Origin of the sequence: Streptomyces albidoflavus, assembly GCF_000719955.1 — a bacterium.
In the GTDB taxonomy this organism is placed as follows: domain Bacteria; phylum Actinomycetota; class Actinomycetes; order Streptomycetales; family Streptomycetaceae; genus Streptomyces; species Streptomyces albidoflavus.
The window spans coordinates 140,145-163,031 of the sequence record NZ_JOII01000017.1 but is presented as its reverse complement, the minus strand read 5'-3'; the positions used below and the strand labels follow the sequence as shown (position 1 = coordinate 163,031).

The window sequence follows — 22,887 nt, the reverse complement described above, 5'->3', positions numbered from 1 at the left end:
GGCCTGCCTGAGCGGTGGTTCCGGCCTGCGGCCCGGCTCCCGGCCGAAGCGGGGTCTAGCCGTCGGTGTCCAGGTCGATCCGCCAGTCGTTGCACGCGACCCACGTCCCCTTGGGGTACTCCACCCTCGCCTCCCCGGCCAGGGTGAACCCGGCTTTGCGGCAGACCCCGTTGGAGGCCGCGTGGGTGGGGGAGGGGAAGGCGTGCAGGGTGCGGGGGCCGCCTGCGGCCTGGGCGCGGGCGGCGACCAGCCGGGCGGCCGAGGTGGCTATGCCGTGGCCGTGGAGGGCGGGAAGGACGTGCCATCCGGACTCCCAGACCTGCCGCCCCTGCCACTCGCTGAGCCAGAAGCCGATGGCCCCGGCGGGCCGGTGCGCGGTCCCCGGGGGCGCGGCGGTGATCCGGAACATGCGGCCGCCCGCGTCGCCTCCCTCGTCGAGCGCCAGGTACCGGCGGTGACGTGCGGCGAGTGCCTCCGCACTCTCCGGTTCGCCGAGGTGCGCCGTCATCTCCTCGGAGTTCCCCGCGACCAGCAGGGGAAAGTCCTCCTCGGACCAGGGCACGAGCCCGACCTCCCACCGCCCGGAGCCCCCGCTCCCCGTACCGCCACCCGCAACCGCTTGCTCCATGCCGCCCCCGGTCCCGCCGTCCGCCCGCGCGGCCGTCGCGCTCCGCCGAACGTACCGGCCGCCACTGACAGCGCCTCCCGTGGCCGGGAGCGGAGCGCCCCTGCCCCCAGGTGAGGAAGGGGTGACCCTGGCACACTGGTACGAGGTCACTTTGGGTGGGAATGGGGTTTTTGGGCGCCCTTCGTACGCGTTCGCGCAGCCCCTTCGGCCCGGGAATAGCTCACCCCCGAGTTCCGTTGGGTGGGTATAGTTGAACAATCAACAACCTGCGGAAGGTGAGCCAGCCATGCAGTTCGGGATCTTCAGCGTCGGCGACGTCACGCCGGACCCCACCACCGGCCGGACCCCGACGGAGGCCGAGCGGATCAAGGCGATCCTGCGGATCGCGGAGAAGGCGGAAGAGGTCGGCCTCGACGTCTTCGCCACCGGCGAGCACCACAACCCGCCGTTCGTCCCCTCCTCGCCCACCACCATGCTCGGCTGGGTCGCCGCCCGCACCGAGAACCTCATCCTCTCCACCGCGACCACCCTCATCACCACCAACGACCCGGTGAAGATCGCCGAGGACTTCGCGATGCTCCAGCACGTCGCGGACGGCCGGGTGGACCTGATGCTCGGCCGCGGCAACACCGGCCCGGTCTACCCCTGGTTCGGCAAGGACATCCGCGAGGGCATCCCGCTGGCCATCGAGAACTACGCCCTGCTGCACAAGCTGTGGCGCGAGGACGTGGTCGACTGGGAGGGCAAGTTCCGCACGCCGCTCCAGTCCTTCACCGCCACCCCGCGCCCGCTCGACGGCGTCCCCCCGTTCGTCTGGCACGGCTCGATCCGCTCCCCGGAGATCGCCGAACAGGCTGCGTACTACGGCGACGGCTTCTTCCACAACAACATCTTCTGGCCCATGGAGCACACCAAGCGCATGGTCCGCCTCTACCGCAACCGGTACGCGCACTACGGCCACGGGACCCCCGAACAGGCCATCGTCGGCCTCGGCGGCCAGGTCTTCATGCGGAAGAACTCCCAGGAGGCGGTCCGCGAGTTCCGCCCGTACTTCGACAACGCGCCGGTCTACGGACACGGGCCGAGCCTGGAGGAGTTCACCAGCCAGACCCCGCTGACCGTCGGCTCGCCCCAGCAGGTGATCGAGCGGACCCTCAGCTTCCGTAAGGACGTCGGCGACTACCAGCGCCAGCTCTTCCTGATGGACCACGCCGGGCTCCCGCTCAAGACGGTCCTGGAGCAGCTCGACATCCTCGGCGAGGAGGTCGTCCCGGTCCTGCGCGAGGAGTTCGCCAAGGACCGCCCGGCCGGTGTCCCCGACGCCCCCACCCACGCCTCCCTGCGCGCCCGCGCCCGGGAGAGCGCCGATTCCGAGGCGGTGACGAAGTGACCGAGTTCCCCCTCCAGTCCGGCGAGCGCCCCGCCGCCGAGGCCCCCGACGACCTGGCCGACGACCCGCGCTTCAGCGCCGACGAGCCCGTCTCCCCCTCCGGCCCCCTGCGGGTCGTGGTGGTCTCGGCCGGGCTGAGCGTGCCCTCCTCGACCCGGCTGCTCGCCGACCGCCTCGGCGAGGCCGTCGCCCGCGACCTCGGGGCCGCCGAGGTCCCGGTCCGGGTCGACACGGTCGAACTCCGCGACCTGGCGAACGACATCGCGCAGAACTTCACCGCCGGCTTCCCCGGCCCGAAGCTCACCGCCGCCCTCGACCAGGTCACCGGCGCCGACGCGGTCATCGCCGTCACGCCGATCTTCACCGCCTCCTACAGCGGTCTGTTCAAGTCGTTCTTCGACGTGCTCGACCAGGAGGCGCTGACCGGCAAGCCGGTGCTGATCGCCGCCACCGGCGGCACCGCCCGCCACTCCCTCGCCCTCGAACACGCCCTGCGCCCGCTCTTCGCCTACCTGCGGGCCGTGGTCGTCCCCACCGCCGTCTACGCGGCCTCCGAGGACTGGGGCAACACCGACGGGCTCAACCGCCGCATCGACCGGGCCGCCGCCGAACTGGCCGCGCTGCTCGCCGGGACCGGCGGACGCCGCGCGGCCCCCGCCGCCGACCCGCTGGAGGAGGTCGTCCCCTTCGCCGAGCAACTGGCCGCCCTGCGCGTCCAGGAGTGACCGGGGTGAGGCCCGAACGCCGGTGACGGCGACGCGACACGGCGGTGCCCCGAGGTCCGGGGCACCGCCGTGTGCGGGGTCAGGTCACGTCAGACCGGGCGGGAGCCCGGGTTCTGTGGGTCCGGCCGGCCCTGCTGCCCGTCCGCCGGGCGGGGCTGCTGCTCGGGGAGCGGCTCGGTGGCGTAGTACACCGCCTGGCCGGGACGGTCCTGGCCGTCCACGCCCTGGCGGGACTCCTCCTTCATGGCTTTGGCCTCGCTCTTGAGGATGCGTGCCGCCTTGCCCGAGGAACGGGCCAGGTCCGGCAGCCGCTTCACGGCGAGAACGGCGACGATCACGAGCAGGATGACGGCGAGTTCGCTGATGCCGAGCATGGGTGTCCTGTCTGTTCCTCGGGCAGCCGCACCCGCTCGGGGCGACCGGTACTACAGCACTGTAAAAGGGCGGGCGCCCGTGCGACAGGGCCCCTTGCCAGGACCGGCCACCGGGCCCGCCCGGCGGTCAGCCCTCGTCGCCGCCGTCGTCCTCGTCGTCGCCCTCGAAGAAGTCCCCGACCTCGTCGACGACCTCGGCCGCGACCAGGCCGCCCGCGACCCCGACCGCCAGCCCCGCCGCACCGGCGGCGATCGCCGTCCCCATCCCGGGCCCGGACCGGTGGCCGTCGTGGTGCCCGTCGTGATGCCCGTGGTGCCCGCCCGCGTACGGGTCGTGGTGACCGTACGAGGCGTGCGTGCCGTAGGCCGCCCGGTGCTCCACCAGCTGGCGGACCCAGCCGTCGACCTCGGCGGCCCAGTCGCGCGAGGCCACGTCCTCGTGGGAGACGGTGAAGCGGGTCAGGGCGTCGTGGCCCGGGGTGAACATCCCGGCACGCTTGTCGGCCTCCAGGACGACCTCCAGGCCGCCGGGGTGGGCGAGGAAGGTCACCTCGATCTCGTTGACCGCGTGGGCGTACTGGGGCGCGGGGGACAGCTCGATCTCCTGGTAGAAGGGGAGCTGCTGGCCGGTGCCGCCGATCCGGCCGTACTCCAGGTCGGCCGAGCGGAAGCCGAAGCCCAGCTGGCCCAGCGCCTCCAGGATCGCCTCCTGGGCGGGGAGCGGGCCGACCGCCAGCGGGTCCAGGTCGCCCTTGTCCTTGGCGCCGGCCACCGCCAGCTCGGTCCGCACCCCGAGCACGATGCCGAGCGGCTGCCCGTACAGCTCGCTCACCGGGGTCTCCCACGGCAGCACCACCGAGAACGGCACCACCTGTTCCGTCTCGGCCGCCAGCCGGAAGCCGCCGCCGACCACGTACCGCTCGAAGGCGACCGTCCCGTGCTGCTCGCCCTCCTCGGTCTCGGCCTCGACCCGGGCGATCAGCTCCAGGGTGATCTCGGAGATGTCGAAGTCCGAGCCGCCGCCCTTGAGATGGACCCGCCCGGTCAGCGCGCCACCGGGCACGGCCGCGCTGCCGGAACCGGGCGCGGCGTCGAGGACGGTGTCGACGGTGGGCCCGCCCACACCGAGCGAGCCGAGGAGCCGTTTGAACACCATGTCGGGCGTTCTCCTTCACGATCTGCGTACAGTCCTGCCTGCGGAAACTGCTTCTACAGTCCCGTCGAAGCATAGAACTGCCCAGACCGCTGACGATGCATCATCATCCGGTCGGAGAAGCCGAATACGGCTGGAAAACGCCCCTCGTGGCCAGGGGGTGGTGGCTCGTGGCTAGGGCCACACCAGGCAGTAGGGCTGATGCCCCGCCTCATGGAGCCGGTGGGAGAAGTCCTGCCATTCGTGGAGGAGTTGGTAGACGTTGAAGGCGTCGCTCGGGCCGCCGCGGTCGGGGACGGTGGACCAGATGAAGGCCGCCGCGCCGACCGATTCCTCGCCGATGCCCCGCAGGGGGTCCACCACGGTCATCGGGAGCTTGACGACCGCGTAGTCCGGGTGGAGGACGACCAGTTCGAGGGGCGGGACGCGGTGCAGCGGTATGCCCTCGATGCCGGTCAGGACCATGGCCGAGACCGTCTCGGGCTTGATGCGGGTGAACATGCCGCCCATGCCCAGCTCGTCGCCGCCCAGTTCCTCGGGACGCATCGAGAGCGGCACCCGGGCCGCCGTGGCGCCGTTCGGCGCGCCGAAGTACTTGTAGGTCACCCCCACCCGGCCCCCACTCCTGATCTCGCTCTGCCCGGTCTCCCCCCGGTCGGTCCCCTCGCGCGCCGGCTCCACGCCACCGCGTGCCGGTGCCTGGTCCTGAGCCCGAGATGCGGCGTCGCGCCGGTGCTTTCCCCTCCGGGCACGCCGGGGTCCGAGGTCACCGGTCCCCTCGCCCAGTCCGCCACCGCGATGCATATCTCCACCCGAGTGCTTTTCCGCGCCGCACAGCCCGCCGCGCAACCCGATCATCGTGTCATTGGCCTCCCCCGCCGACGTGGAGCGAAACGTCCGCCGAACACCGGTCCGCAGGAACTTCGAAGGCTCTGACACCATGGCTTGTGTGACCTATCAGTACGAAGCCCCAGTTTCGCAGACGCTCTTCGACCGTGCGGCCTCCGTGACACCCGGCGGCGTGAACTCTCCCGTACGCGCTTTCGGCGCGGTGGGCGGTACGCCCCGGTTCATGGTGTCCGGCACGGGTCCGTACCTCACCGACGCCGACGGCCGGGAGTACGTCGACCTCGTCTGCTCGTGGGGGCCGATGATCCTCGGCCATGCCCACCCCGAGGTCGTCGCCGCCGTCCAGGAGGCCGTGGCCCGCGGCACCTCCTTCGGGACGCCCGGTGAGGGCGAGGTGGCGCTCGCCGAGGAGATCGTCGCCCGGATCGAGCCGGTCGAGCAGGTCCGCCTGGTCTCCTCCGGGACCGAGGCGACCATGTCCGCGATCCGGCTCGCCCGGGGCTTCACCGGCCGCGCCAAGGTGATCAAGTTCGCCGGGTGCTACCACGGCCACGTCGACGCGCTGCTCGCCGCGGCCGGCTCCGGGCTCGCCACCTTCGCGCTCCCGGACACTCCCGGCGTCACCGGCGCCCAGGCCGGCGACACCATCGTGCTGCCCTACAACGACCTCGACGCCGTCGCCGCCGCCTTCGCCGCCCACCCCGGCGAGATCGCGTGCGTCATCACCGAGGCCGCCCCGGGCAACATGGGCGTCGTCCCGCCCGGCGAGGGGTTCAACGCCGGACTCGCCCGGCTCTGCCGCGAGAACGGCGCGCTCTTCGTCTCCGACGAGGTCATGACCGGTTTCCGTACCTCGCGGGCCGGCTGGTACGGCGTCGAGGGCGTCCGGCCCGACCTGATGACCTTCGGCAAGGTCATGGGCGGCGGCTTCCCGGCGGCGGCCTTCGGCGGCCGCGCCGACGTGATGGCCTCGCTCGCCCCCGCCGGGCCCGTCTACCAGGCCGGCACCCTCTCCGGGAACCCGGTCGCCACCGCTGCCGGGCTCGCCCAGTTCCGCCTGCTCGACCAGGGCGCGTACGACACGATCGACGCGGTCTCCGCCGAGCTGCGCGGGCTGGTCTCGGCGGCGCTGGCCAAGGAGGGCGTTGCGCACCGGGTGCAGAACGCCTCCAATATGTTCTCGGTGTTCTTCACCGCCGACGAGGTCCGCGACTACGACGACGCGAAGCGGCAGGAAAGCTTCCGCTTCACCGCGTTCTTCCACTCGATGCTGGCCCAGGGGGTCTACCTGCCCCCGTCCTCCTTCGAGTCCTGGTTCGTCTCGACGGCGCACGACGACCGCGCCGTCGAGCGGATCGCCGCCGCCCTGCCGGCCGCGGCCCGCGCGGCGGCCGAGGCCACGGCATGAGCCAGGGCCGGAGAACCAGCCAACGAGCAGCGAAGCGGAAGGGAACGCGATGAGCGCCGACGAGATCACCGTCGTCCATCTGATGCGGCACGGCGAGGTGGAGAACCCTTCGGGGATCCTGTACGGGCGGCTGCCCGGGTACCACCTCTCCGAGCTGGGCCGGAAGATGGCCGACCGGGTGGCGGAGCATCTCGCGGGGCGGGACATCACCCATGTCGTCGCCTCCCCGCTGGAGCGGGCGCAGGAGACCGCGACGCCCGTCGCACAGGCGCACGGGGTGGAGCTGGGGTCGGACGCGCGGCTCATCGAGGCCGGGAACGTCTTCCAGGGGAAGACGTTCGGGGTCGGGGACGGGGCGCTGCGGAAGCCTGCCAACTGGCGGCATCTGACCAATCCGTTCCGGCCCTCGTGGGGGGAGCCGTACATCGACCAGGTCGTGCGGATGACCAAGGCGCTCGACGCGGCTGCCGCCGCGGCCCGGGGGCACGAGGCTGTGCTCGTCAGTCATCAGCTGCCGATCTGGACCGTGCGGAGCTATGTCGAGCGGCGGCGGCTCTGGCACGATCCGCGGCGGCGGCAGTGCTCGCTCGCCTCCCTGACCTCGTTCACCTACCGCGGTGACCGGATCGTCTCCGTCGGCTACTCCGAGCCGGCCCGGGACCTCGTACCCGAACATCTGCTTCCGCGCCGCTGAGGGTTTCTCTCTGTGGGGGTCAGGCCCGGTGGGCCTGGCCCCTTTTTTGTGGCCTCAAGCGCCGGCCGGGCTCGGTGGCCTCAAGCGCCGGCCGGGCTGGGATGGTGCCGGACTCGGGCCCCGGATCGGTGCCGCGAGGCGTCGGCACCGGTCACCGATGGCCTCAAACGCCGGCCCGGCTGAGTGGCCTCAGACGCCGGCCCGGCTTGGTGGCCTCAAGCGCCGGCCGGGCTACTTGGCCTCAAACGCCGGCCGGGCTGATTGACAGCCCGGCCGGCGTTTGAGGCCACCCCACCCAGCCCGGCCGGCACCTGAGGCCGAATAGCCCGGCCGGCGTCTGAGGCCAGAGCCCCGCCGGCGTCTGAGGCGTCACCGTTTGTGACCCCCTGGGGTGAGGCGTGAAGGTCTGGCAGACGGGTGGTCGAGTGGGGAACCTGTGTGTGGGTCTCGGCCTCTAACCCCTTGTCGGCGTTGTATGGGGGCAGCGCGGAAAGGGGATATCATGCGACAAATCACCCGTCGGGACCTGCTGGCGCTGGGTGCGGGAGCGACCGCCGCTCCCCTGCTGGCCGCCTGCGGGGTGGGGAACGCCGGCAGCGGTGGCCCGGGATCGGGGGAAGATCCGGGCGACGGTGAGCAGGGCGGAGGAAAGCCCGACAAGCCCGAGGCGGAACTGATCGGTGACGGCTCGACCTCGTACACCGGGAAGCAGCCGCACCAGCCCGAGGCGCCGAAGCCGCTGGAGCCCGGGGAGAAGCCGCCGCAGTTCGTGGTCTTCTCCTGGGACGGGGCGGGGGAGGTGGGGAACGGCCTCTTCACCCGGTTCCTGGACCTGGCCGAGCAGCACGACGCCCACATGACCTTCTTCCTCTCGGGGCTCTACCTCCTCCCGGAGTCGAAGAAGCGGCTGTACAGCCCGCCGAACAACCCGGTCGGCGCCTCCGACATCGGGTACCTGACCGACGCGCACATCAAGGACACCCTCGCGGGGGTCCGGCGCGCCTGGCTCGACGGCCACGAGATCGGCACCCACTTCAACGGCCACTTCTGCGGCGGCTCCGGTTCGGTGGCCAACTGGACCCCGGCCCAGTGGGGCGCGGAGATCGAGCAGGCCAAGGCGTACGTCCAGCAGTGGCGCACCCACACCGGGTGGGAGGACGAGGACCCGCTGCCGTTCGACTACGACAAGGAACTGGTCGGCGGCCGCACGCCCTGCCTGCTCGGCCAGAACAACCTGCTGCCGAAGGCCCGCGAACTGGGCTGGCGGTACGACGCCTCCTCGCCCGGCGGCCGGCAGACCTGGCCGGTCAAGCGCGAGGGGCTGTGGGACCTGCCCCTGCAGGCCGTGCCCTTCCCGGGGCGCTCCTTCGAGACGCTCTCGATGGACTACAACTTCATGTACAACCAGTCCCAGAACTCCACCAAGGGCCCGCCCGGCAACTACCCGGCCTGGCGCGAGCAGGCGACCGGCGCGTACCTGGCCGGGTTCCGCCGGGCGTACGAGTCGAACCGCGCGCCCCTGTTCATCGGCAACCACTTCGAGGAGTGGAACGGCGGCATCTACATGGACGCCGTCGAGGAGTCGCTGAAGCAGATGGCGGGGGAGAAGGACGTCCGGCTTGTCTCCTTCCGGCAACTCGTCGACTGGCTCGACGTGCAGAAGCCCGAGGTGCTCGGCAAGCTCCGCGCCCTGGGCGTCGGCGAGACCCCGCCCGGCGGCTGGAAGGCGTACCTGAAGGCCGACGGGACGGGGAGTGCGGACGGCACGGACGGCGGCGCCGACGGTACGGGTGACACAGGTGGCGTGGGGCGCAAGGGGCCCGGTACCTGACGTAGAAGGAACGATTCCGCAGCGGGGCCGTCCGGGTCCGTCCGACGCCGTGGCCCGGCCGTCCCCAGCTGCGCGATCTCCTCGCGGCCACCCCGTAGAGGGGGGTGCCCAAGATCCCCGGAACCGGCATGGGAAACTTTTCACATGAGTGCCGCCAGCCGTGCCCCCCGCTCTCGCCGTGTCCTCACCCGGCGCCTCTCGCTGACCGCGTCGGCCGCCGTCGCCGCCCTGCTGCTGACGGCCTGCGGTGAAGGGAACGGCGGGACCACGCAGAGCGGCTCCGGCGCCAACTACGTCGCGGGCAAGGACGGCATCGCCACGGTCGACAAGGGGGAGCGCAAGGACGCCCCCGCCATCGGCGGCGAGACCCTCGACGGCGCCACCTTCGACCTCGCCGACCACAAGGGCAAGGTCGTCGTCGTCAACGTCTGGGGCTCCTGGTGCGCCCCCTGCCGCGCCGAGGCCCCCAACCTGGTCAAGGTCGCCAAGGACACCGCCGACCAGGGCGTCCAGTTCGTCGGCATCAACACCCGCGACTCCAACAAGGGCCCGGCCCTCGCCTTCGAGAAGGACTACGAGGTCGGGTACCCGAGCCTGTACGACCCGCAGGGCAAGCAGATCCTGCGCTTCCCGCGCGGCAGCCTCTCGCCGCAGGCCATCCCCTCCACGGTCGTCATCGACCGGGACGGGAAGATCGCGGCCCGCACCCTCCAGGCGGTGAGCGAGAAGCAGCTGCGGGCGATGATCGACCCGGTCCTCGCGGAGAAGTGACCCCCGTGTCCACGCCCGTGACCGAGGCCGCCGCCTTCCTCGCGGCCACGCCCAACGAGACCGTGCAGGGCGGCGCCCTCCTGCTGGCCCTGCCGATCGCGCTGCTCGCCGGGCTCGTCTCGTTCTTCTCGCCGTGCGTGCTGCCGCTCGTCCCCGGCTACCTCTCCTACGTCACCGGCATCAGCGGTACCGACCTCGGCGAGGCCCGCCGGGGCCGGATGGCGCTCGGTGCCTCGCTCTTCGTCCTCGGCTTCACCGTGGTCTTCGTCTCCGGCGGCGCCCTCTTCGGCGGCATCGGGATGACCCTCCAGGAGCACCGCGAGATCATCTCCCGCGTGCTGGGCGGCCTGACGATCCTGCTCGGCCTCTTCTTCATGGGCGGCATGTCCTGGCTGACCCGCCGGGAGTTCCGCTTCCACGTCAGGCCCGGACGGGGCCTGTGGGGCGCGCCGATGCTCGGGGTCCTCTTCGGCATCGGCTGGACGCCGTGCATGGGCCCGACCCTGGCCGCCGTCACCAACCTCGCCCTCGTCGACGGCACCGCCGGGCGCGGCGCGCTGCTGATGGTGGTCTACTGCCTGGGCCTGGGCGTCCCCTTCATACTGGCGGCCGTGGCCTTCCGGAAGGCGCTCGGCGCCTTCGGCTGGGTCAAGAAGCACTATGCCTGGGTGATGCGGATCGGCGGCCTCATGCTGATCGCCACCGGCCTGCTCCTGGTCACCGGCGCCTGGGACCACCTGGTCCAGGAGATGCAGGTGTGGACCAGCGGCTTCGAGGTGGGGATCTGACCGTGCCCGACCGACCCGTACCCCCGCCCGCCGAAGACCCCGAAGAGAAGCGCGAAGGCACCCTGGTGACGAACAGCCCCGATCCGGCGAAGGCGGACACCGCCGTCGCGGACGACCGCGAGCTGAGCGAGGCCGGCTCCCAGCTCTCCACGACCCCCCTGGAGGCGCCGGAGGAGGGGCAGTCCGTCCCGGGCTCCTTCGGCGGTGTCCGCAAGCCGGGCCTGGGCGGCGCGCTCGCCTGGACCTGGCGCGAGTGCGCCGGCTGGGCCCGCTGGTTCTGGCGGCAGCTCACCTCGATGCGGGTCGCGCTGATCCTGCTCTTCCTGCTCTCCTTCGGCGCGATCCCCGGCTCGCTCATCCCGCAGACCGGCATCGACGAGATGAAGGTCGAGGAGTTCCGCGAGGCCCACGAGACGCTCTCGCCGATCTACGACAAGCTCGGCCTCTTCAACGTCTACAGCTCGGTGTGGTTCTCCGCGATCTACATCCTGCTCTTCGTCTCCCTCATCGGCTGCATCGTCCCGCGCACCTGGCAGTTCGTCGGCCAGCTCCGCGGCCGCCCGCCGCGCGCCCCGCGCCGCCTGGACCGGCTCCCGGCGTACGCGACCTGGCGCACCGAGGCCGATCCCGAAGAGGTGCGTCAGGCCGCGCTCGGGCTGCTGAAGAAGCGCCGCTTCCGGGCCGACCGGGCCGGCGACGCCGTCTCCGCCGAGAAGGGCTTCCTCCGCGAGGCGGGGAACCTGATCTTCCATGTGTCGCTGATCATCATCCTGGTGGCCTTCGGCATCGGCCAGCTCTACAAGTACGAGGGCGGCAAGCTCATCGTGCAGGGCGACGGCTTCTCCAACACGCTGACGCAGTTCGACGACTTCAAGCCCGGCAGCCTCTTCGACACCGAGGACCTGCCGCCGTTCAGCTTCACCCTGGACAAGTTCAGCGGCACCTACGAGCCGTCCGGGCCACAGCGCGGCACCCCGCGCACCTTCGAGGCGGACGTCACCTACACCGAGTCGCCGGACGCCGCGCCGAAGAAGCGGACCATCGAGGTCAACCGGCCGCTGGAGATCGACGGCTCCAAGGTCTACCTGATCAGCCACGGCTACGCCCCGGTCGTCACCGTCCGGGACGGGCGCGGCGAGGTCGCCTTCAAGGGCCCCGTCCCGCTGCTGCCGATCGACTCCAACTTCACCTCCACCGGGGCCATCAAGGTCCTGGACGGCTACCGCGACAAGGACGGCGAGAAGACCCAGCTGGGCTTCAACGCGTTCTTCGTGCCGACCTTCGCCGGTGAGGGCAAGGGCGAGATGTTCTCGCAGTTCCCCGCGCTGGACTTCCCCGTGCTCGCGCTCTCCGCGTACCACGGCAGCCTCGGGGTGGACTCCGGGCTGCCGCAGAACGTCTACCAGCTCGACACCAGCAAGATGACCGAGTTCAAGGACGAGAACGGGGAGCTGCTCAAGCAGCGCATGCTGCCCGGCGAGACCATGGAGCTGCCCGACGGCATGGGCTCGGTCACCTTCGAGAAGGAGATCGAGGAGTGGGCCAGCTTCCAGGTGTCGCACCAGCCCGGCAGCGGACTGGCGCTCACCGGAGCCGTCGCGGCCATCGCGGGCCTGGCCGGCTCCCTGTTCATCCAGCGGCGCCGGGTGTGGGTCCGGGCCGTGCGGGGTGACGACGGCGTGACCGTCGTCGAGATGGCCGGACTCGGCCGCAGTGAATCCGCGAAGCTTCCCGAGGAACTGGCCGAGCTGGCCGGGGACCTCCACGACCGGGCGCCCACCGCCGCCGAACCCGACGCCGTACCTTCCGAAGGGGCAGAGAAGTGAATCTCGCCGCCGCCGCCAACGAGAACCTGGCCCAGTACAGCAACTGGCTGGTCTACTCCTCGATGGCCGTCTACACCCTGGCCTTCTTCGCCCACATCGCCGAGTGGGTGCTCGGCGGGCGCAGCAAGGTCGGCCGCACCGCCGCCGCGCTCAGCGGCGGGCAGGGCGAGAAGGCCGCCGCGCCCGCCGTGACCGTCCGCCAGAAGGACGGCGGGACCGCCGTCCTGGACCGGCCCAAGGTCGTCACCCGCTCGGCCGCCGGCACCCGCGACGTCCCCGACGGGCCCGGCGCCGCCGGCCACGACGCGCAGGGCGACGTCTACGGCCGGATCGCGATCTCGCTGACGGTCCTCGCCTTCGTCCTGGAGGCGGCCGGCGTCGTCGCCCGCGCCCTGTCGGTGCAGCGCGCGCCCTGGGGCAACATGTACGAGTTCTCGATCACCTTCACCACGGTGGCCGTCGGCACGTACCTGGGCTTCCTCTTCGCCAAGAAGAAGGTCCGCTGGGTCGGCCTGCCCCTGGTCACCACGGTCCTGCTCGACCTGGGCCTGGCCACCACGGTCCTCTACACCGACAGCGACCAGCTGGCCCCCGCCCTCGACTCGTACTGGCTGTGGATCCACGTCTCCACCGCCATCTTCTGCGGCGCCGTCTTCTACCTCGGCGCCGTCGGCACCCTCGGCTACCTGCTGAAGGACTTCTACGAGGCCAAGGTCGCCCGGGGCGAGAAGACCAGCGCGCTGCGCTCCTCGATCATGGAGCGGCTGCCCGCCGCCTCGACCCTGGACAAGTTCGCCTACCGGGTCAACGCCGCCGTCTTCCCGCTGTGGACCTTCACCATCATCGCGGGCGCCATCTGGGCCGGCGACGCCTGGGGCCGGTACTGGGGGTGGGACCCCAAGGAGGTCTGGTCCTTCATCACCTGGGTCGCCTACGCCTGCTACCTGCACGCCCGCGCCACCGCCGGCTGGAAGGGCCGCAAGGCCGCCGCCCTGGCGCTGATCGCCTTCGGCTGCTGGCTGTTCAACTACTACGGCGTCAACATCTTCGTCACCGGCAAGCACTCCTACGCCGGAGTCTGACCGGACACCGGACACCGGACACCGGACACCGGACACGCCCGGGAGGGGCCGGCCCGCACACGGGGCCGGTCCCTCCTGCGTGTCCCGCCGCGTGTCACAGGGAGCGGCCCGGCACGTCGCGGCCGATCCTTGAGGCTATGACCGACAGCACCGTCCGCCCCGGCGCGGGCCACGCCTGGGGGCACTACCAGACGCTCCGCTTCCTGCTGCCCCTGCCGCACCCCGTGGACCGCGTCTGGCAGGCGGTCGCCACGCCGGAGGGACTGCCGGGCTGGCTGGCCGCCGCCGAGGTGCTGGAGCCGCGGCTCGGCGGGGCCGTCACCCTGCGCTGCCTGAGCGGCGGCGGGCTCCCCGAGGAGGCCGCCGTGGTCACCGGCCGTGTCACCGCCTGGGACGTCTGGCGGGTCGCCGAGTACACCGTCGCGCCGTACCACGGCCGGGTCCGCTTCCACCTGGAGCCCACCGGGCCCGACGCCACCGCCCTGCGCTTCACCAACGAGTTCAAGGGCGGCGCGGCGATGCGCCTGGACGCCCTCGCCGGCTGGCACCAGCACTTCGAGTACCTGCGCGAGGCCCTCGACGGCCGCGCCCCCGACTGGTCCACCTGGACCCTGGACCGCTGGCGCCAGCTGCGCGACGCCTACGCCGCGGGCTGAGCCCCGTACACCAGGCCCCTACTTCTCCTCGTCGGGGTCCTTGGGACGCGGCTCGTCCTTGGACTCGCGGCGCTTCAGCTCCTCCTCGCGGCGGCGCAGGTCCTCCTCCCAGCTCTCCCGGAAGGCGGTGTCGTCGGAGGCGTCCGGGCCCTTCCCGTCGTCCTTCAGCGACTTGAGGAAGTCCGGGTTGTCGTCCGGCGCGACCCAGCCGCCGCCCGAGCGGCGTCCGGCCAGCGGGCCGGGGCCCGCCGTGGCGCGGTCCTTGCCGACGATCAGCCAGGAGATGGAGCCCACCAGGGGGAAGAGCAGCACGAGGATGGCCCAGAGGGGCTTCGGGATGTGCTTGATGTCCTTCTCGTCGGTGGTGATGCAGTCGATGAACGCGTAGATGCTCAGTGCCAGAGGCACAAGGATCATCAGCACCCGGAGCATGAGGCGTCCCCCTGTGTGTGGCGGTAGGAGACCCGATCAGGGCCCCATTACCGGCCAAGGTTAGCCGGTGCCGGATACTGGACGGCATGGCTTACGACGATCTTCGCTCGCTCCTCCGCGCCCTGGAGCGCGATGGCGACCTCAAGCGCATCAAGGCCGAAGTCGATCCGTACCTGGAGATCGGGGAGATCGTCGACCGCGTCAACAAGGCCGGCGGCCCGGCGCTGCTCTTCGAGAACGTCAAGGGCTCGGACATGCCGCTGGCGATGAACGTCTTCGGCACCGACCGGCGGCTGCTCAAGTCGCTCGGGCTGAAGTCCTTCGACCAGATCACCGAGAAGATCGGCTCGCTGCTCAAGCCGGAGCTGCCGCAGGGCTTCATGGGGATGCGGGACGCCCTCGGCAAGCTCGGCTCGGTCGCGCACATCCCGCCGAAGAAGGTGAAGGACGCGCCCGTCCAGGAGGTCGTGCTCCAGGGCGACCAGGTCGACCTGGACCGGCTCCCGGCCCTCTTCACCTGGCCCGAGGACGGCGGCTCCTTCTTCAACCTGGGCCTGACCCACACCAAGAGCCCCGTCAACGGCATGCGCAACCTCGGGCTCTACCGCCTCCAGCGCCACGACAAGCGCACCATCGGCATGCACTGGCAGATCCACAAGAACAGCCACAACCACTACCAGCTGGCCGCCCAGCGCGGGGAGCGGCTGCCGGTCGCCATCGCCTTCGGCTGCCCGCCCGCCGTCACCTACGCCTCCACCGCGCCGCTCCCCGGGGACATGGACGAGTACCTGTTCGCCGGGTTCCTCCAGGGCAAGCGGGTCGAGATGGTCGACTGCAAGACGGTCCCGCTCCAGGTCCCGGCCCAGGCCGAGGTGGTCCTGGAGGGCTGGCTGGAGCCGGGCGAGATGCTGCCCGAGGGCCCGTTCGGCGACCACACCGGCTTCTACACGCCGCAGGAACCGTTCCCCGCGCTGACCATCGACTGCGTGACGATGCGGCGCCGCCCGCTGCTCCAGTCGATCGTGGTCGGCCGTCCACCGACCGAGGACGGGCCGCTGGGCCGCGCCACCGAGCGGTTCTTCCTGCCGCTGCTCAAGATCATCATCCCGGACATCGTCGACTACCACCTGCCCGAGGCCGGCGGCTTCCACAACTGCGCGATCGTCTCGATCGACAAGAAGTACCCGAAGCACGCGCAGAAGGTCATGCACGCCATCTGGGGCGCGCACATGATGTCGCTGACCAAGCTGATCATCGTGGTCGACGCCGACTGCGACGTCCACGACCTGCACGAGGTCGCCTGGCGGGCGCTGGGCAACACCGACTACGCCCGGGACCTCACCGTCGTGGAGGGCCCGGTCGACCACCTCGACCACTCCTCGTACCAGCAGTTCTGGGGCGGCAAGGCCGGGATCGACGCGACCAAGAAGCTGCCCGAGGAGGGGTACACCCGCGACGGCGGCTGGCCCGAGATGGTCGTCTCCGACCCGGACACCGCCGCCCTCGTCGACCAGCGGTGGAAGGAGTACGGACTGTGAGCGCCTCCGCCGCCTCCGAGGCCGTGGGGCCCGAACCGGTGCGGTCGGGGAAGGTCAAGAGCTTCCTCAGGCTGGTGATGATCGAGCACTCGGTCTTCGCGCTGCCCTTCGCCTACATCGCCGCCTTCACCGCGGGCTTCCTGATGGACGGCCGGGTCCACTGGCTCGACCTGCTGCTCGTCACGATCGCCATGGTGGGCCTGCGCACCTTCGCGATGGCCGCCAACCGGATCATCGACCGCGAGATCGACGCCCGGAACCCGCGCACCGCCACCCGCGAACTGGTCACCGGCGCCGTCTCGGTCCGCTCTGCCTGGACCGGCGCGCTGGTCGCCCTCGCCGTCTTCCTGGCCGCGGCCGCCGCGCTCAACCCGCTCTGCCTGGCGCTGGCCCCCGTCGCCGTGGTGCCGATGGTGGTCTATCCGTACGGCAAGCGGTTCACCCACTACCCGCACGCCATCCTCGGCCTCGCCCAGGCGATGGGCCCGGTCGGCGCCTGGCTCGCCATCACCGGGGCCTGGTCGTGGGAGGCCGTGGTGCTGGGGCTCGCGGTGGGCGTCTGGATCGGCGGCTTCGACCTGATCTTCGCCTGCCAGGACGTGGCGGCCGACCGCGCCCACGGCGTCAGGTCGGTCCCGGCCCGCTTCGGCATCCCGGCCGCCCTGTGGGGCGCCCGCGTCAGCCACGCCGTGGTGACCGGCCTCTTCGTCTGGTACGGCCTGCTCACCGACGCCGGGGTGCTCTTCTGGACCGGCCTCGTCGTGGTCGCCGCGGCCTTCGTCTACGAGCACTCCATCGTGCGGCCGCACGACCTGTCCCGGCTCAACCGGGCCTTCTTCACCACCAACGGCTTCATCGGCATCAGCCTCTTCGTCTTCGCCTTCGCCGACCTGCTGGTCCGCGGGCTGAGCCTCGGCTGAGCCCGGCCGCCGTCACCCGTACACGAGAGGAAGGGCGTCCATGACCGCCGACCGGCGCCGCCCCTGGATCGTCGGCGTCTCGGGCGCCTCCGGCACCCCGTTCGCCGCGGCGGTGCTGCGCGGCCTGCTGGCGGCCGGCGAGGACGTCGACCTGGTCGTCAGCCGGGCCGCCCGGCTGACCCTGCTGGACGAGACCGGCATCTCCTTCCGCGACGCCCACTGGCGCGAGGACCTGGCGGCCTGGCTGGCCCGGGGCGCCGACGGCAAGCCCCACACCTTCGAGGTGGCCGACGCGCTGGCGGGGGAGCGGGTGCGGTACTGGCCCGCCGGGGACCTGGCGGCCGGGCCCTCCTCCGGCTCGTACCCGGCGCGCGGGATGCTGGTGGTGCCCGCCTCGACGGCGAGCGTGGCCGGGATCGCGCTGGGGCTCTCCAAGGACCTGCTCCAGCGGACGGCGAGCGTCACCCTCAAGGAGCGCAGGCCGCTGGTGGTGACGGTGCGGGAGACCCCGCTGAACCGGGCCACGCTCCAGCAGCTGGTGGCGCTGGACGAGGCCGGCGCGATCGTCCTGCCCGCCTCCCCGGCCTTCTACGCGGGCGCCACCCACATCCAGGACCTGGTCGACTTCGTCGCCGGGCGGGTGCTGGATGCGGCCGGGGTCGGGCACGGGCTGTACCGGCGCTGGCGCGGGGAGCTGGGCGGGGGGCGTCCGGCGTGAGACCGGCCCGCCCACGACGACCGGCGCGGACCCTGTCGGGTGCCGCGCCGGGACGGTGCGTGGACGGGCCCGTGGCCCGTCCTGTTCAGCGCTGTTCTTCGGTGTCAGCGCTTGGTTCGCGCTCGGTCAGCGCTTCTTCGTGGTGCGCCGCGGGCCCCGGGTCCGGTCGACCTTGTGGGCGGCTGCGGGCTGGTCGGAACGCGAACGGTTGGCCAGCTCCTGGAGGGAGCGCATGTGCGCGTAGGCCATCTCGATCGTGTACACGGTGTGGTCACTCCTGATGATCGTCTTTGATCGTTCCCCTGGCTGAGCGGTCGGGTGGCAGTCGTTGGCGAATCGCTCCGATCAGGAAAGATTCTCAGGACCTTGACCCCGCTCGCCTTTGATTCTATACATAGTTCCGCGAGAACGCTAAACAATGGAAGGCTTCTGGTATGGACGCGGTGGACAGGCAGCTCATTCAGGCGCTCCGGGAGAACGGCCGGGCCTCCTACGCCGAGCTGGGCCGGCTCGTCGGGCTCTCCGGGCCGAGCGTCACGGACCGCATCAACCGGCTGGAGGCCGCCGGGGTCATCACCGGCTACCGCGCCACCGTCGCCTCGGAGGCGCTCGGCCTCGGCGTCACCGCGCTCATCGGCATCTCCCTCTCGGACGCCGCCGACCACGAGGACGTGGCCCAGCGCCTGCGCGACCTGCACGAGATCGAGGACTGCTGGTTCATCGCGGGCGACGACTCGTACATGCTCAAGGTCCGCGTCGGCAACGTCGACGGCCTGGAGCGCACCATCCGCCGCCTCTCCGGCACCCGGGGCGTCTCCCGCACCCGCACCACCGTCGTCCTCTCCACCAAGTGGGAGAACCGGGTGGGGGAGCTGCCTGAGGAGGAGTGAGGGGACACTTCGCAGGGCCCCGGCGGGCGGCTTCGGTGCGTCGGGGCCCTAGGCGTAGGCTCGACCCGGTTCCTCCGGCGACGGGAGGGGCCGCGACGCAGGCGAGAGGAAGGCAGCCGGATGGACGCGGGGCTCAAGCGTGAGCTGGAGGAGAAGGTCCGGGCCGGTGAGCGGCTGACCCGCGAGGACGGCATCGCCCTCTACGGCTGCGACGACCTGGCGTGGCTCGGCGGCCTCGCCCACGAGGTGCGGACGCGCAAGAACGGCGACGTCGTCCACTTCAACGTCAACCGCCACCTCAATATGACCAATGTGTGCACCGCCTCGTGCGCCTACTGCTCGTTCCAGCGCAAGCCGGGCGAGAAGGACGCGTACACGATGCGGATCGAGGAGGCGGTGAAGCTCGCCAAGGCGATGGAGGGCGAGAACCTCACCGAGCTGCACATCGTCAACGGCCTGCACCCCTCGCTGCCGTGGCGGTACTACCCGCGCTCGCTCTCCGCCCTCAAGGAGGCGCTGCCGCAGGTCTCCCTGAAGGCGTTCACCGCCACCGAGATCCACCACTTCGAGACCATCTCGGGCATGCCCGCCTCCGAGATCCTCGACGAGCTGATCGAGGCCGGCCTGGAGTCGCTGACCGGCGGTGGCGCGGAGATCTTCGACTGGGAGGTCCGTCAGCACATCGTCGACCACGCCACCCACTGGGAGGACTGGTCGCGCATCCACCGCCTCGCCCACGAGAAGGGGCTGAAGACCCCGGCGACGATGCTCTACGGCCACATCGAGGAGCCCCGCCACCGCGTCGACCACGTCCTGCGGCTGCGTGAGCTGCAGGACGAGACCGGCGGCTTCCAGGTCTTCATCCCGCTGCGCTACCAGCACGACTTCGTGGACATGAAGGACGGCAAGGTCCGCAACAAGCTCCAGGCCCGCACCACCATGGCCACCGGCGCCGAGGCGCTGAAGACCTTCGCCGTCTCCCGGCTGCTCTTCGACAACGTCCCGCACGTCAAGGTCTTCTGGGTGATGCACGGCGTGCAGACCGCCCAGCTCGCCCTCCAGCACGGCGCCGACGACATGGACGGCTCGGTGGTCGAGTACAAGATCACCCACGACGCCGACAACTACGGCACGCCGAACAAGCTGACCCGCGACGACCTCCTCGACCTGATCCGCGACGCAGGGTTCCGGCCCGTCGAGCGGAACACCCGGTACGAGATCATCCGTGAGTACGACGGCCCCGACGCGGGGCGCCGCGACGAGCCGCAGCCGATGCGGGTCTGAGTCCGCCCCGCCGGCTCCCGCTCCTCCGAGAGGCCCCGTCCGCAGTGCGGACGGGGCCTCTCCGCTTGCCTGGTAATGGCTAGCATCGCCCCATGACCCTTACGTTCACGGTGGACCCGCCGCAGACCCCGGAGCTGCGCGACCAGATCATCGGCCTGTGGACCGACGTCTCCAACGCCGGTGGCGCCGTCGGCTTCGTCCCGCCCGTCACCACCGAGGACGTCCGGCCCGACTACCTCAAACACCTCGTCGCCCTGGAGTCACGCCAGATGCACCTGGTCGCCGGCCGGGACGAGGACGGCCGGGTCGCCGCCACCGCCTTCCTCGGCCGCAACACCCACCGGCTCCAGCGCCACTGGGTCTGGGCGTACACGGTCATGGTCCACCCCCGCCTCCAGGGCCAGGGGTGCGGACGTGAGCTGATGGACGCCGTCGAGCGGGCCGGGCGCTCCTTCGACGGCATCGAGGCGATTCGGCTGACCTGCCGCGGCGGCACCGGCGTCGACCGCTTCTACGCCTCCTGCGGCTACCAGGAGGTCGGCCGCGTCCCGGGCATGATCCGGGTGGGACCGGGCGACGACCGCGACGACATCACCATGCTGCTGCCGCTCTGAGCCGTGGCCGCGCCGGGCGGCGGATGCCTGGAATGCCGGACACCGGCCCCCTGCGGGTGGCCGCCTCGGGGGCCCGTGTTTCACTGGATGCGCCCGCCCCTGTGGGGCCCTGTTGACCGGAAGAGTGGATTCCTCATGCTCCGCTACACCCTGAAGCGCTTCGGGATCTTCGCCGCCTGCTTCGTGGTCGTCGGACTGCTGGTCCAGTTCGGGATCGTGCCCAAGGGCGTGGGCGGCTCCAACGTCCTGTGGATGCTCCTGCTGGCCATGGTGATCTCGGCGCCCATCAGCTTCGTCGCCCTCCGCAAGGACCGCGACCAGGCCTCGGTGAACGTGGTGGCCAAGGTCGACCGCACCAAGGCCAGGCTCGACGCCAACCGCAGCCAGGAGGACGCCGCCGTCGACGCGGCCGCCACCGCGGGCAAGTCCGGCTGACCTCGCTCTTCCCGGCCCCGGCAGGCCGGCCCTTCGGGCCGCCGCCGGGGCTTTCGCGTGCCCGGGGAGCGTGCGGCGCGGGCAGGGGGCGCGTGAGGCTTTCCCCACTCCCCAAAGAAGTCCTTTGATGTTCCCAAAGTACCGGTGTTAACGTATCCGCCATGATGACCGCAGCCGCGCACCGCCAGGCCAGGAGCACCCCGCTCGTGGCGCGTCTGCACGTCGACCTCTGCCGCCGCGTCTCGGCGGCGTGTCGCCGTCCGGCGCTCTGCCGCACCACCTGAGACCCGCCCGGCGGGGGCCGACGCACGACCGCGTCACGCCGCTCAACCCCGCCGCCCGGGCCCGGCCCTTCGGGGCTCTCAGCCACCGGCACCGCCCACGACGCCCGGCCGCACGGTCATCCCGTACGTCCGCTCCCGCGCGCTTCGCACCGCGCGGGAGCGCGTGCCCCGGGCACAGCCCTTCGTCCCCCACCCCCACCGCATCCCACCGGAGTGTGTCCGTGTCCGCGCAGAACCCTGCCTCCGAGCCCAGCCCCGAGGACGCCCAGGCCAGAGGGGCCGGGCAGCCCCGTACCGGCTCCCGCATACCGAAGATCCCCTTCTGGGCGCAGATACTCGGCGGCCTCGTCCTCGGTGTGCTCCTCGGCTGGCTCGCCCGCAGCCAGCAGATCGACTGGCTGGTCACCACGCTGGAGCAGGTCGGCGGCGTCTTCATCGGCCTGCTGAAGCTGGCCGTGGCCCCGCTCGTCTTCTTCGCGATCCTGGTCTCCATCACCAACCTGCGGAAGGTGAACAACGCCGCCCGGCTCGCCTCCCGCACGCTGCTCTGGTTCATGATCACCTCGCTGATCGCGGTCGCCATCGGCCTCGTCATCGGCCTGGTCACCAACCCGGGCGCGGGCACCGGCCTCACCCCGAAGGACGGCGCCAAGCCGGAGAACACCGGCTCCTGGATCGACTTCCTCACCGGGATCATCCCGACCGACGTGATCACGCCGTTCACCGAGCTGAACGTGCTGCAGATCGTCTTCATGGCCGCCGTCGCCGGTATCGCCGCGCTCCAGCTCGGTGAGAAGGCGCAGCCGATCCTCGCCCTCAGCGAGTCCGTGCTGAGCCTGCTCCAGAAGGCCCTGTGGTGGGTCATCCGCCTCGCCCCGATCGGCACCGTCGGCCTCATCGGCAGCGCCATCGCCACCTACGGCTGGGACCTGATCGGCAAGTACGCGACCTTCACCGCCGACATCTACATCGGCTGCGCGATCGTCCTCTTCGGCGTCTACCCGCTGCTGCTGTCGACCGTCGCCAAGCTCAACCCGGTCCAGTTCTTCAAGGGCGCCTGGCCCGCGATCCAGCTGGCCTTCGTCTCCCGCTCCTCGGTCGGCACCATGCCGGTCACCCAGAAGGTCACCGAGCGGCTCGGCGTGCCGAAGGAGTACACCTCCTTCGCGGTGCCCTTCGGTGCCACCACCAAGATGGACGGCTGCGCCGCGATCTACCCGGCGATCGCCGCGATCTTCGTCGCGCAGATCTTCGACATCCAGCTCGGCCTCACCGACTACCTGCTGATCGCCTTCGTCTCGGTCGTCGGCTCCGCCGCCACCGCCGGACTCACCGGCGCCACGGTCATGCTGACCCTGACCCTCTCCACCCTGGGCCTGCCCATGGAGGGCGTCGGCCTGCTCCTCGCCATCGACCCGATCCTGGACATGATCCGCACCGCCACCAACGTGGCCGGCCAGGCCCTCGTCCCGGTCCTCGTCTCGGCGCGCGAGAACATCCTCGACCGCACGGCGTACGACAACGCGACCAGCTTCGAACTGGACGCCAAGGAAGCGCCCGCCGCCGCCTGATCCAGGCGCGACACGGTCCGCGACGC

25 protein-coding genes are annotated in these 22,887 nt (G+C 71.3%); 19 read left to right on the top strand and 6 right to left on the bottom strand.

Annotation, left to right across the window (positions count from 1 at the left end; translation table 11 throughout):
- Positions 1-55: 55 nt before the first annotated feature.
- A complete protein-coding gene (locus IF45_RS0119245; RefSeq protein WP_030308574.1) occupies positions 56-562 on the bottom strand; it encodes a GNAT family N-acetyltransferase in 507 nt (168 codons plus the stop codon).
- A gap of 352 nt (positions 563-914) precedes the next feature.
- On the opposite strand from IF45_RS0119245, the gene IF45_RS0119240 reads away from it, so the two are divergent.
- Together IF45_RS0119240 and IF45_RS0119235 are read left to right on the top strand one after the other, a co-directional pair.
- Positions 915-2,018, top strand: coding sequence for an LLM class flavin-dependent oxidoreductase (locus tag IF45_RS0119240; protein ID WP_015507684.1), 1,104 nt, complete (start codon positions 915-917; stop codon positions 2,016-2,018).
- On the top strand, positions 2,015-2,743 hold the full coding sequence (locus IF45_RS0119235; RefSeq protein WP_003948815.1) for an FMN reductase: 729 nt from the start codon (positions 2,015-2,017) through the stop codon (positions 2,741-2,743). Before IF45_RS0119240 ends, IF45_RS0119235 begins: the two co-directional genes overlap by 4 nt.
- A gap of 89 nt (positions 2,744-2,832) precedes the next feature.
- Here IF45_RS0119235 and IF45_RS0119230 read toward each other — a convergent pair whose 3' ends face one another.
- The 3 genes from IF45_RS0119230 to IF45_RS0119220 all read right to left on the bottom strand — a co-directional run bounded on the left by IF45_RS0119230 (position 2,833) and on the right by IF45_RS0119220 (position 5,074).
- Entirely contained in the window at positions 2,833-3,117 is a 285-nt protein-coding gene (locus tag IF45_RS0119230; protein WP_030308570.1) for a twin-arginine translocase TatA/TatE family subunit, read from the bottom strand.
- Between the two features lie 127 nt (positions 3,118-3,244).
- Positions 3,245-4,273: a sporulation protein gene (locus IF45_RS0119225; RefSeq protein WP_030308568.1), complete on the bottom strand. Its 1,029-nt coding sequence runs from the start codon at positions 4,271-4,273 to the stop codon at positions 3,245-3,247.
- 171 nt (positions 4,274-4,444) lie between these two features.
- Positions 4,445-5,074 (bottom strand): hypothetical protein, encoded by a 630-nt coding sequence (locus IF45_RS0119220; protein ID WP_078842895.1) that lies wholly within the window; start codon positions 5,072-5,074, stop codon positions 4,445-4,447.
- A 136-nt stretch (positions 5,075-5,210) separates the two neighbouring features.
- Between IF45_RS0119220 and hemL the strand changes: the two genes are divergently transcribed.
- The 8 genes from hemL (at position 5,211) to IF45_RS0119180 (ending at position 14,175) form a co-directional block, all read left to right on the top strand.
- Positions 5,211-6,527 carry a glutamate-1-semialdehyde 2,1-aminomutase gene (hemL, locus tag IF45_RS0119215; protein WP_008415763.1) on the top strand — a complete coding sequence of 439 codons (1,317 nt, stop codon included), beginning with the start codon at positions 5,211-5,213 and terminating at the stop codon, positions 6,525-6,527.
- A 49-nt stretch (positions 6,528-6,576) separates the two neighbouring features.
- Positions 6,577-7,221, top strand: coding sequence for a histidine phosphatase family protein (locus tag IF45_RS0119210; protein WP_008415765.1), 645 nt, complete (start codon positions 6,577-6,579; stop codon positions 7,219-7,221).
- A 502-nt stretch (positions 7,222-7,723) separates the two neighbouring features.
- The gene (locus tag IF45_RS0119205; RefSeq protein ID WP_008415768.1) at positions 7,724-9,052 is read left to right on the top strand and encodes a polysaccharide deacetylase family protein; all 1,329 of its coding nucleotides are present in this window, start codon (positions 7,724-7,726) and stop codon (positions 9,050-9,052) included.
- 144 nt (positions 9,053-9,196) lie between these two features.
- Positions 9,197-9,823: a TlpA family protein disulfide reductase gene (locus IF45_RS0119200; RefSeq protein WP_030308566.1), complete on the top strand. Its 627-nt coding sequence runs from the start codon at positions 9,197-9,199 to the stop codon at positions 9,821-9,823.
- A 5-nt stretch (positions 9,824-9,828) separates the two neighbouring features.
- Complete coding sequence (locus IF45_RS0119195; RefSeq protein ID WP_030308563.1) at positions 9,829-10,611, top strand: cytochrome c biogenesis CcdA family protein; 783 nt, start codon at positions 9,829-9,831, stop codon at positions 10,609-10,611.
- A gap of 2 nt (positions 10,612-10,613) precedes the next feature.
- Positions 10,614-12,437, top strand: coding sequence for a cytochrome c biogenesis protein ResB (resB, locus tag IF45_RS0119190; protein WP_018470408.1), 1,824 nt, complete (start codon positions 10,614-10,616; stop codon positions 12,435-12,437).
- Positions 12,434-13,519, top strand: coding sequence for a c-type cytochrome biogenesis protein CcsB (ccsB, locus tag IF45_RS0119185; protein WP_008415776.1), 1,086 nt, complete (start codon positions 12,434-12,436; stop codon positions 13,517-13,519). The genes resB and ccsB overlap by 4 nt, the downstream gene beginning before the upstream one ends.
- Positions 13,520-13,656: 137 nt before the next feature.
- Positions 13,657-14,175 (top strand): SRPBCC domain-containing protein, encoded by a 519-nt coding sequence (locus IF45_RS0119180; protein ID WP_003948803.1) that lies wholly within the window; start codon positions 13,657-13,659, stop codon positions 14,173-14,175.
- A gap of 18 nt (positions 14,176-14,193) precedes the next feature.
- On the opposite strand, the gene IF45_RS0119175 is transcribed toward IF45_RS0119180, so the two are convergent.
- Positions 14,194-14,607, bottom strand: a complete 414-nt coding sequence (locus IF45_RS0119175) for a PLD nuclease N-terminal domain-containing protein (protein WP_018895850.1) — start codon at positions 14,605-14,607, stop codon at positions 14,194-14,196.
- A gap of 86 nt (positions 14,608-14,693) precedes the next feature.
- On the opposite strand from IF45_RS0119175, the gene IF45_RS0119170 reads away from it, so the two are divergent.
- Genes IF45_RS0119170 through IF45_RS0119160 form a run of 3 tightly spaced genes read left to right on the top strand, consistent with a single transcriptional unit; the run spans position 14,694 to position 17,783 of the window.
- Positions 14,694-16,145, top strand: coding sequence for a menaquinone biosynthesis decarboxylase (locus IF45_RS0119170; protein WP_008415781.1), 1,452 nt, complete (start codon positions 14,694-14,696; stop codon positions 16,143-16,145).
- The gene (gene mqnP, locus IF45_RS0119165) at positions 16,142-17,065 is read left to right on the top strand and encodes a menaquinone biosynthesis prenyltransferase MqnP (protein WP_003948800.1); all 924 of its coding nucleotides are present in this window, start codon (positions 16,142-16,144) and stop codon (positions 17,063-17,065) included. The genes IF45_RS0119170 and mqnP overlap by 4 nt, the downstream gene beginning before the upstream one ends.
- A gap of 40 nt (positions 17,066-17,105) precedes the next feature.
- Complete coding sequence (locus IF45_RS0119160; protein ID WP_003948799.1) at positions 17,106-17,783, top strand: UbiX family flavin prenyltransferase; 678 nt, start codon at positions 17,106-17,108, stop codon at positions 17,781-17,783.
- A gap of 126 nt (positions 17,784-17,909) precedes the next feature.
- Here the strand turns inward: IF45_RS0119160 and IF45_RS33390 are convergent, their stop codons facing one another.
- Positions 17,910-18,047 (bottom strand): hypothetical protein, encoded by a 138-nt coding sequence (locus tag IF45_RS33390; protein ID WP_003948798.1) that lies wholly within the window; start codon positions 18,045-18,047, stop codon positions 17,910-17,912.
- Between the two features lie 170 nt (positions 18,048-18,217).
- Between IF45_RS33390 and IF45_RS0119150 the strand changes: the two genes are divergently transcribed.
- From IF45_RS0119150 to IF45_RS0119130, 6 genes are all read left to right on the top strand, one after another.
- Positions 18,218-18,673 carry an Lrp/AsnC family transcriptional regulator gene (locus IF45_RS0119150; RefSeq protein WP_008415787.1) on the top strand — a complete coding sequence of 152 codons (456 nt, stop codon included), beginning with the start codon at positions 18,218-18,220 and terminating at the stop codon, positions 18,671-18,673.
- 120 nt (positions 18,674-18,793) lie between these two features.
- Entirely contained in the window at positions 18,794-19,957 is a 1,164-nt protein-coding gene (gene mqnE / locus IF45_RS0119145; protein ID WP_008415789.1) for an aminofutalosine synthase MqnE, read from the top strand.
- A gap of 92 nt (positions 19,958-20,049) precedes the next feature.
- The gene (locus IF45_RS0119140; protein WP_030308560.1) at positions 20,050-20,571 is read left to right on the top strand and encodes a GNAT family N-acetyltransferase; all 522 of its coding nucleotides are present in this window, start codon (positions 20,050-20,052) and stop codon (positions 20,569-20,571) included.
- 135 nt (positions 20,572-20,706) lie between these two features.
- On the top strand, positions 20,707-21,006 hold the full coding sequence (locus tag IF45_RS0119135) for a DUF4229 domain-containing protein (protein WP_003948794.1): 300 nt from the start codon (positions 20,707-20,709) through the stop codon (positions 21,004-21,006).
- Between the two features lie 161 nt (positions 21,007-21,167).
- Positions 21,168-21,290 carry a hypothetical protein gene (locus IF45_RS33965; RefSeq protein ID WP_255246336.1) on the top strand — a complete coding sequence of 41 codons (123 nt, stop codon included), beginning with the start codon at positions 21,168-21,170 and terminating at the stop codon, positions 21,288-21,290.
- A gap of 221 nt (positions 21,291-21,511) precedes the next feature.
- Complete coding sequence (locus tag IF45_RS0119130; protein ID WP_030308558.1) at positions 21,512-22,861, top strand: dicarboxylate/amino acid:cation symporter; 1,350 nt, start codon at positions 21,512-21,514, stop codon at positions 22,859-22,861.
- The last annotated feature ends 26 nt before the right edge of the window (positions 22,862-22,887 follow it).

Coding starts and splice junctions, on each gene's coding strand:
- IF45_RS0119240 (WP_015507684.1), top strand. CDS start 915: ATGCAGTTCGGGATCTTCAGCGTCGGCGACGTCACGCCGGACCCCACC.
- IF45_RS0119230 (WP_030308570.1), bottom strand. CDS start 3,117: ATGCTCGGCATCAGCGAACTCGCCGTCATCCTGCTCGTGATCGTCGCC.
- IF45_RS0119225 (WP_030308568.1), bottom strand. CDS start 4,273: ATGGTGTTCAAACGGCTCCTCGGCTCGCTCGGTGTGGGCGGGCCCACC.
- IF45_RS0119220 (WP_078842895.1), bottom strand. CDS start 5,074: ATGCATCGCGGTGGCGGACTGGGCGAGGGGACCGGTGACCTCGGACCC.
- hemL (WP_008415763.1), top strand. CDS start 5,211: ATGGCTTGTGTGACCTATCAGTACGAAGCCCCAGTTTCGCAGACGCTC.
- IF45_RS0119210 (WP_008415765.1), top strand. CDS start 6,577: ATGAGCGCCGACGAGATCACCGTCGTCCATCTGATGCGGCACGGCGAG.
- IF45_RS0119205 (WP_008415768.1), top strand. CDS start 7,724: ATGCGACAAATCACCCGTCGGGACCTGCTGGCGCTGGGTGCGGGAGCG.
- IF45_RS0119200 (WP_030308566.1), top strand. CDS start 9,197: ATGAGTGCCGCCAGCCGTGCCCCCCGCTCTCGCCGTGTCCTCACCCGG.
- IF45_RS0119180 (WP_003948803.1), top strand. CDS start 13,657: ATGACCGACAGCACCGTCCGCCCCGGCGCGGGCCACGCCTGGGGGCAC.
- IF45_RS0119175 (WP_018895850.1), bottom strand. CDS start 14,607: ATGCTCCGGGTGCTGATGATCCTTGTGCCTCTGGCACTGAGCATCTAC.
- IF45_RS0119170 (WP_008415781.1), top strand. CDS start 14,694: ATGGCTTACGACGATCTTCGCTCGCTCCTCCGCGCCCTGGAGCGCGAT.
- IF45_RS0119160 (WP_003948799.1), top strand. CDS start 17,106: ATGACCGCCGACCGGCGCCGCCCCTGGATCGTCGGCGTCTCGGGCGCC.
- IF45_RS0119150 (WP_008415787.1), top strand. CDS start 18,218: ATGGACGCGGTGGACAGGCAGCTCATTCAGGCGCTCCGGGAGAACGGC.
- mqnE (WP_008415789.1), top strand. CDS start 18,794: ATGGACGCGGGGCTCAAGCGTGAGCTGGAGGAGAAGGTCCGGGCCGGT.
- IF45_RS0119140 (WP_030308560.1), top strand. CDS start 20,050: ATGACCCTTACGTTCACGGTGGACCCGCCGCAGACCCCGGAGCTGCGC.
- IF45_RS0119135 (WP_003948794.1), top strand. CDS start 20,707: ATGCTCCGCTACACCCTGAAGCGCTTCGGGATCTTCGCCGCCTGCTTC.
- IF45_RS33965 (WP_255246336.1), top strand. CDS start 21,168: ATGATGACCGCAGCCGCGCACCGCCAGGCCAGGAGCACCCCGCTCGTG.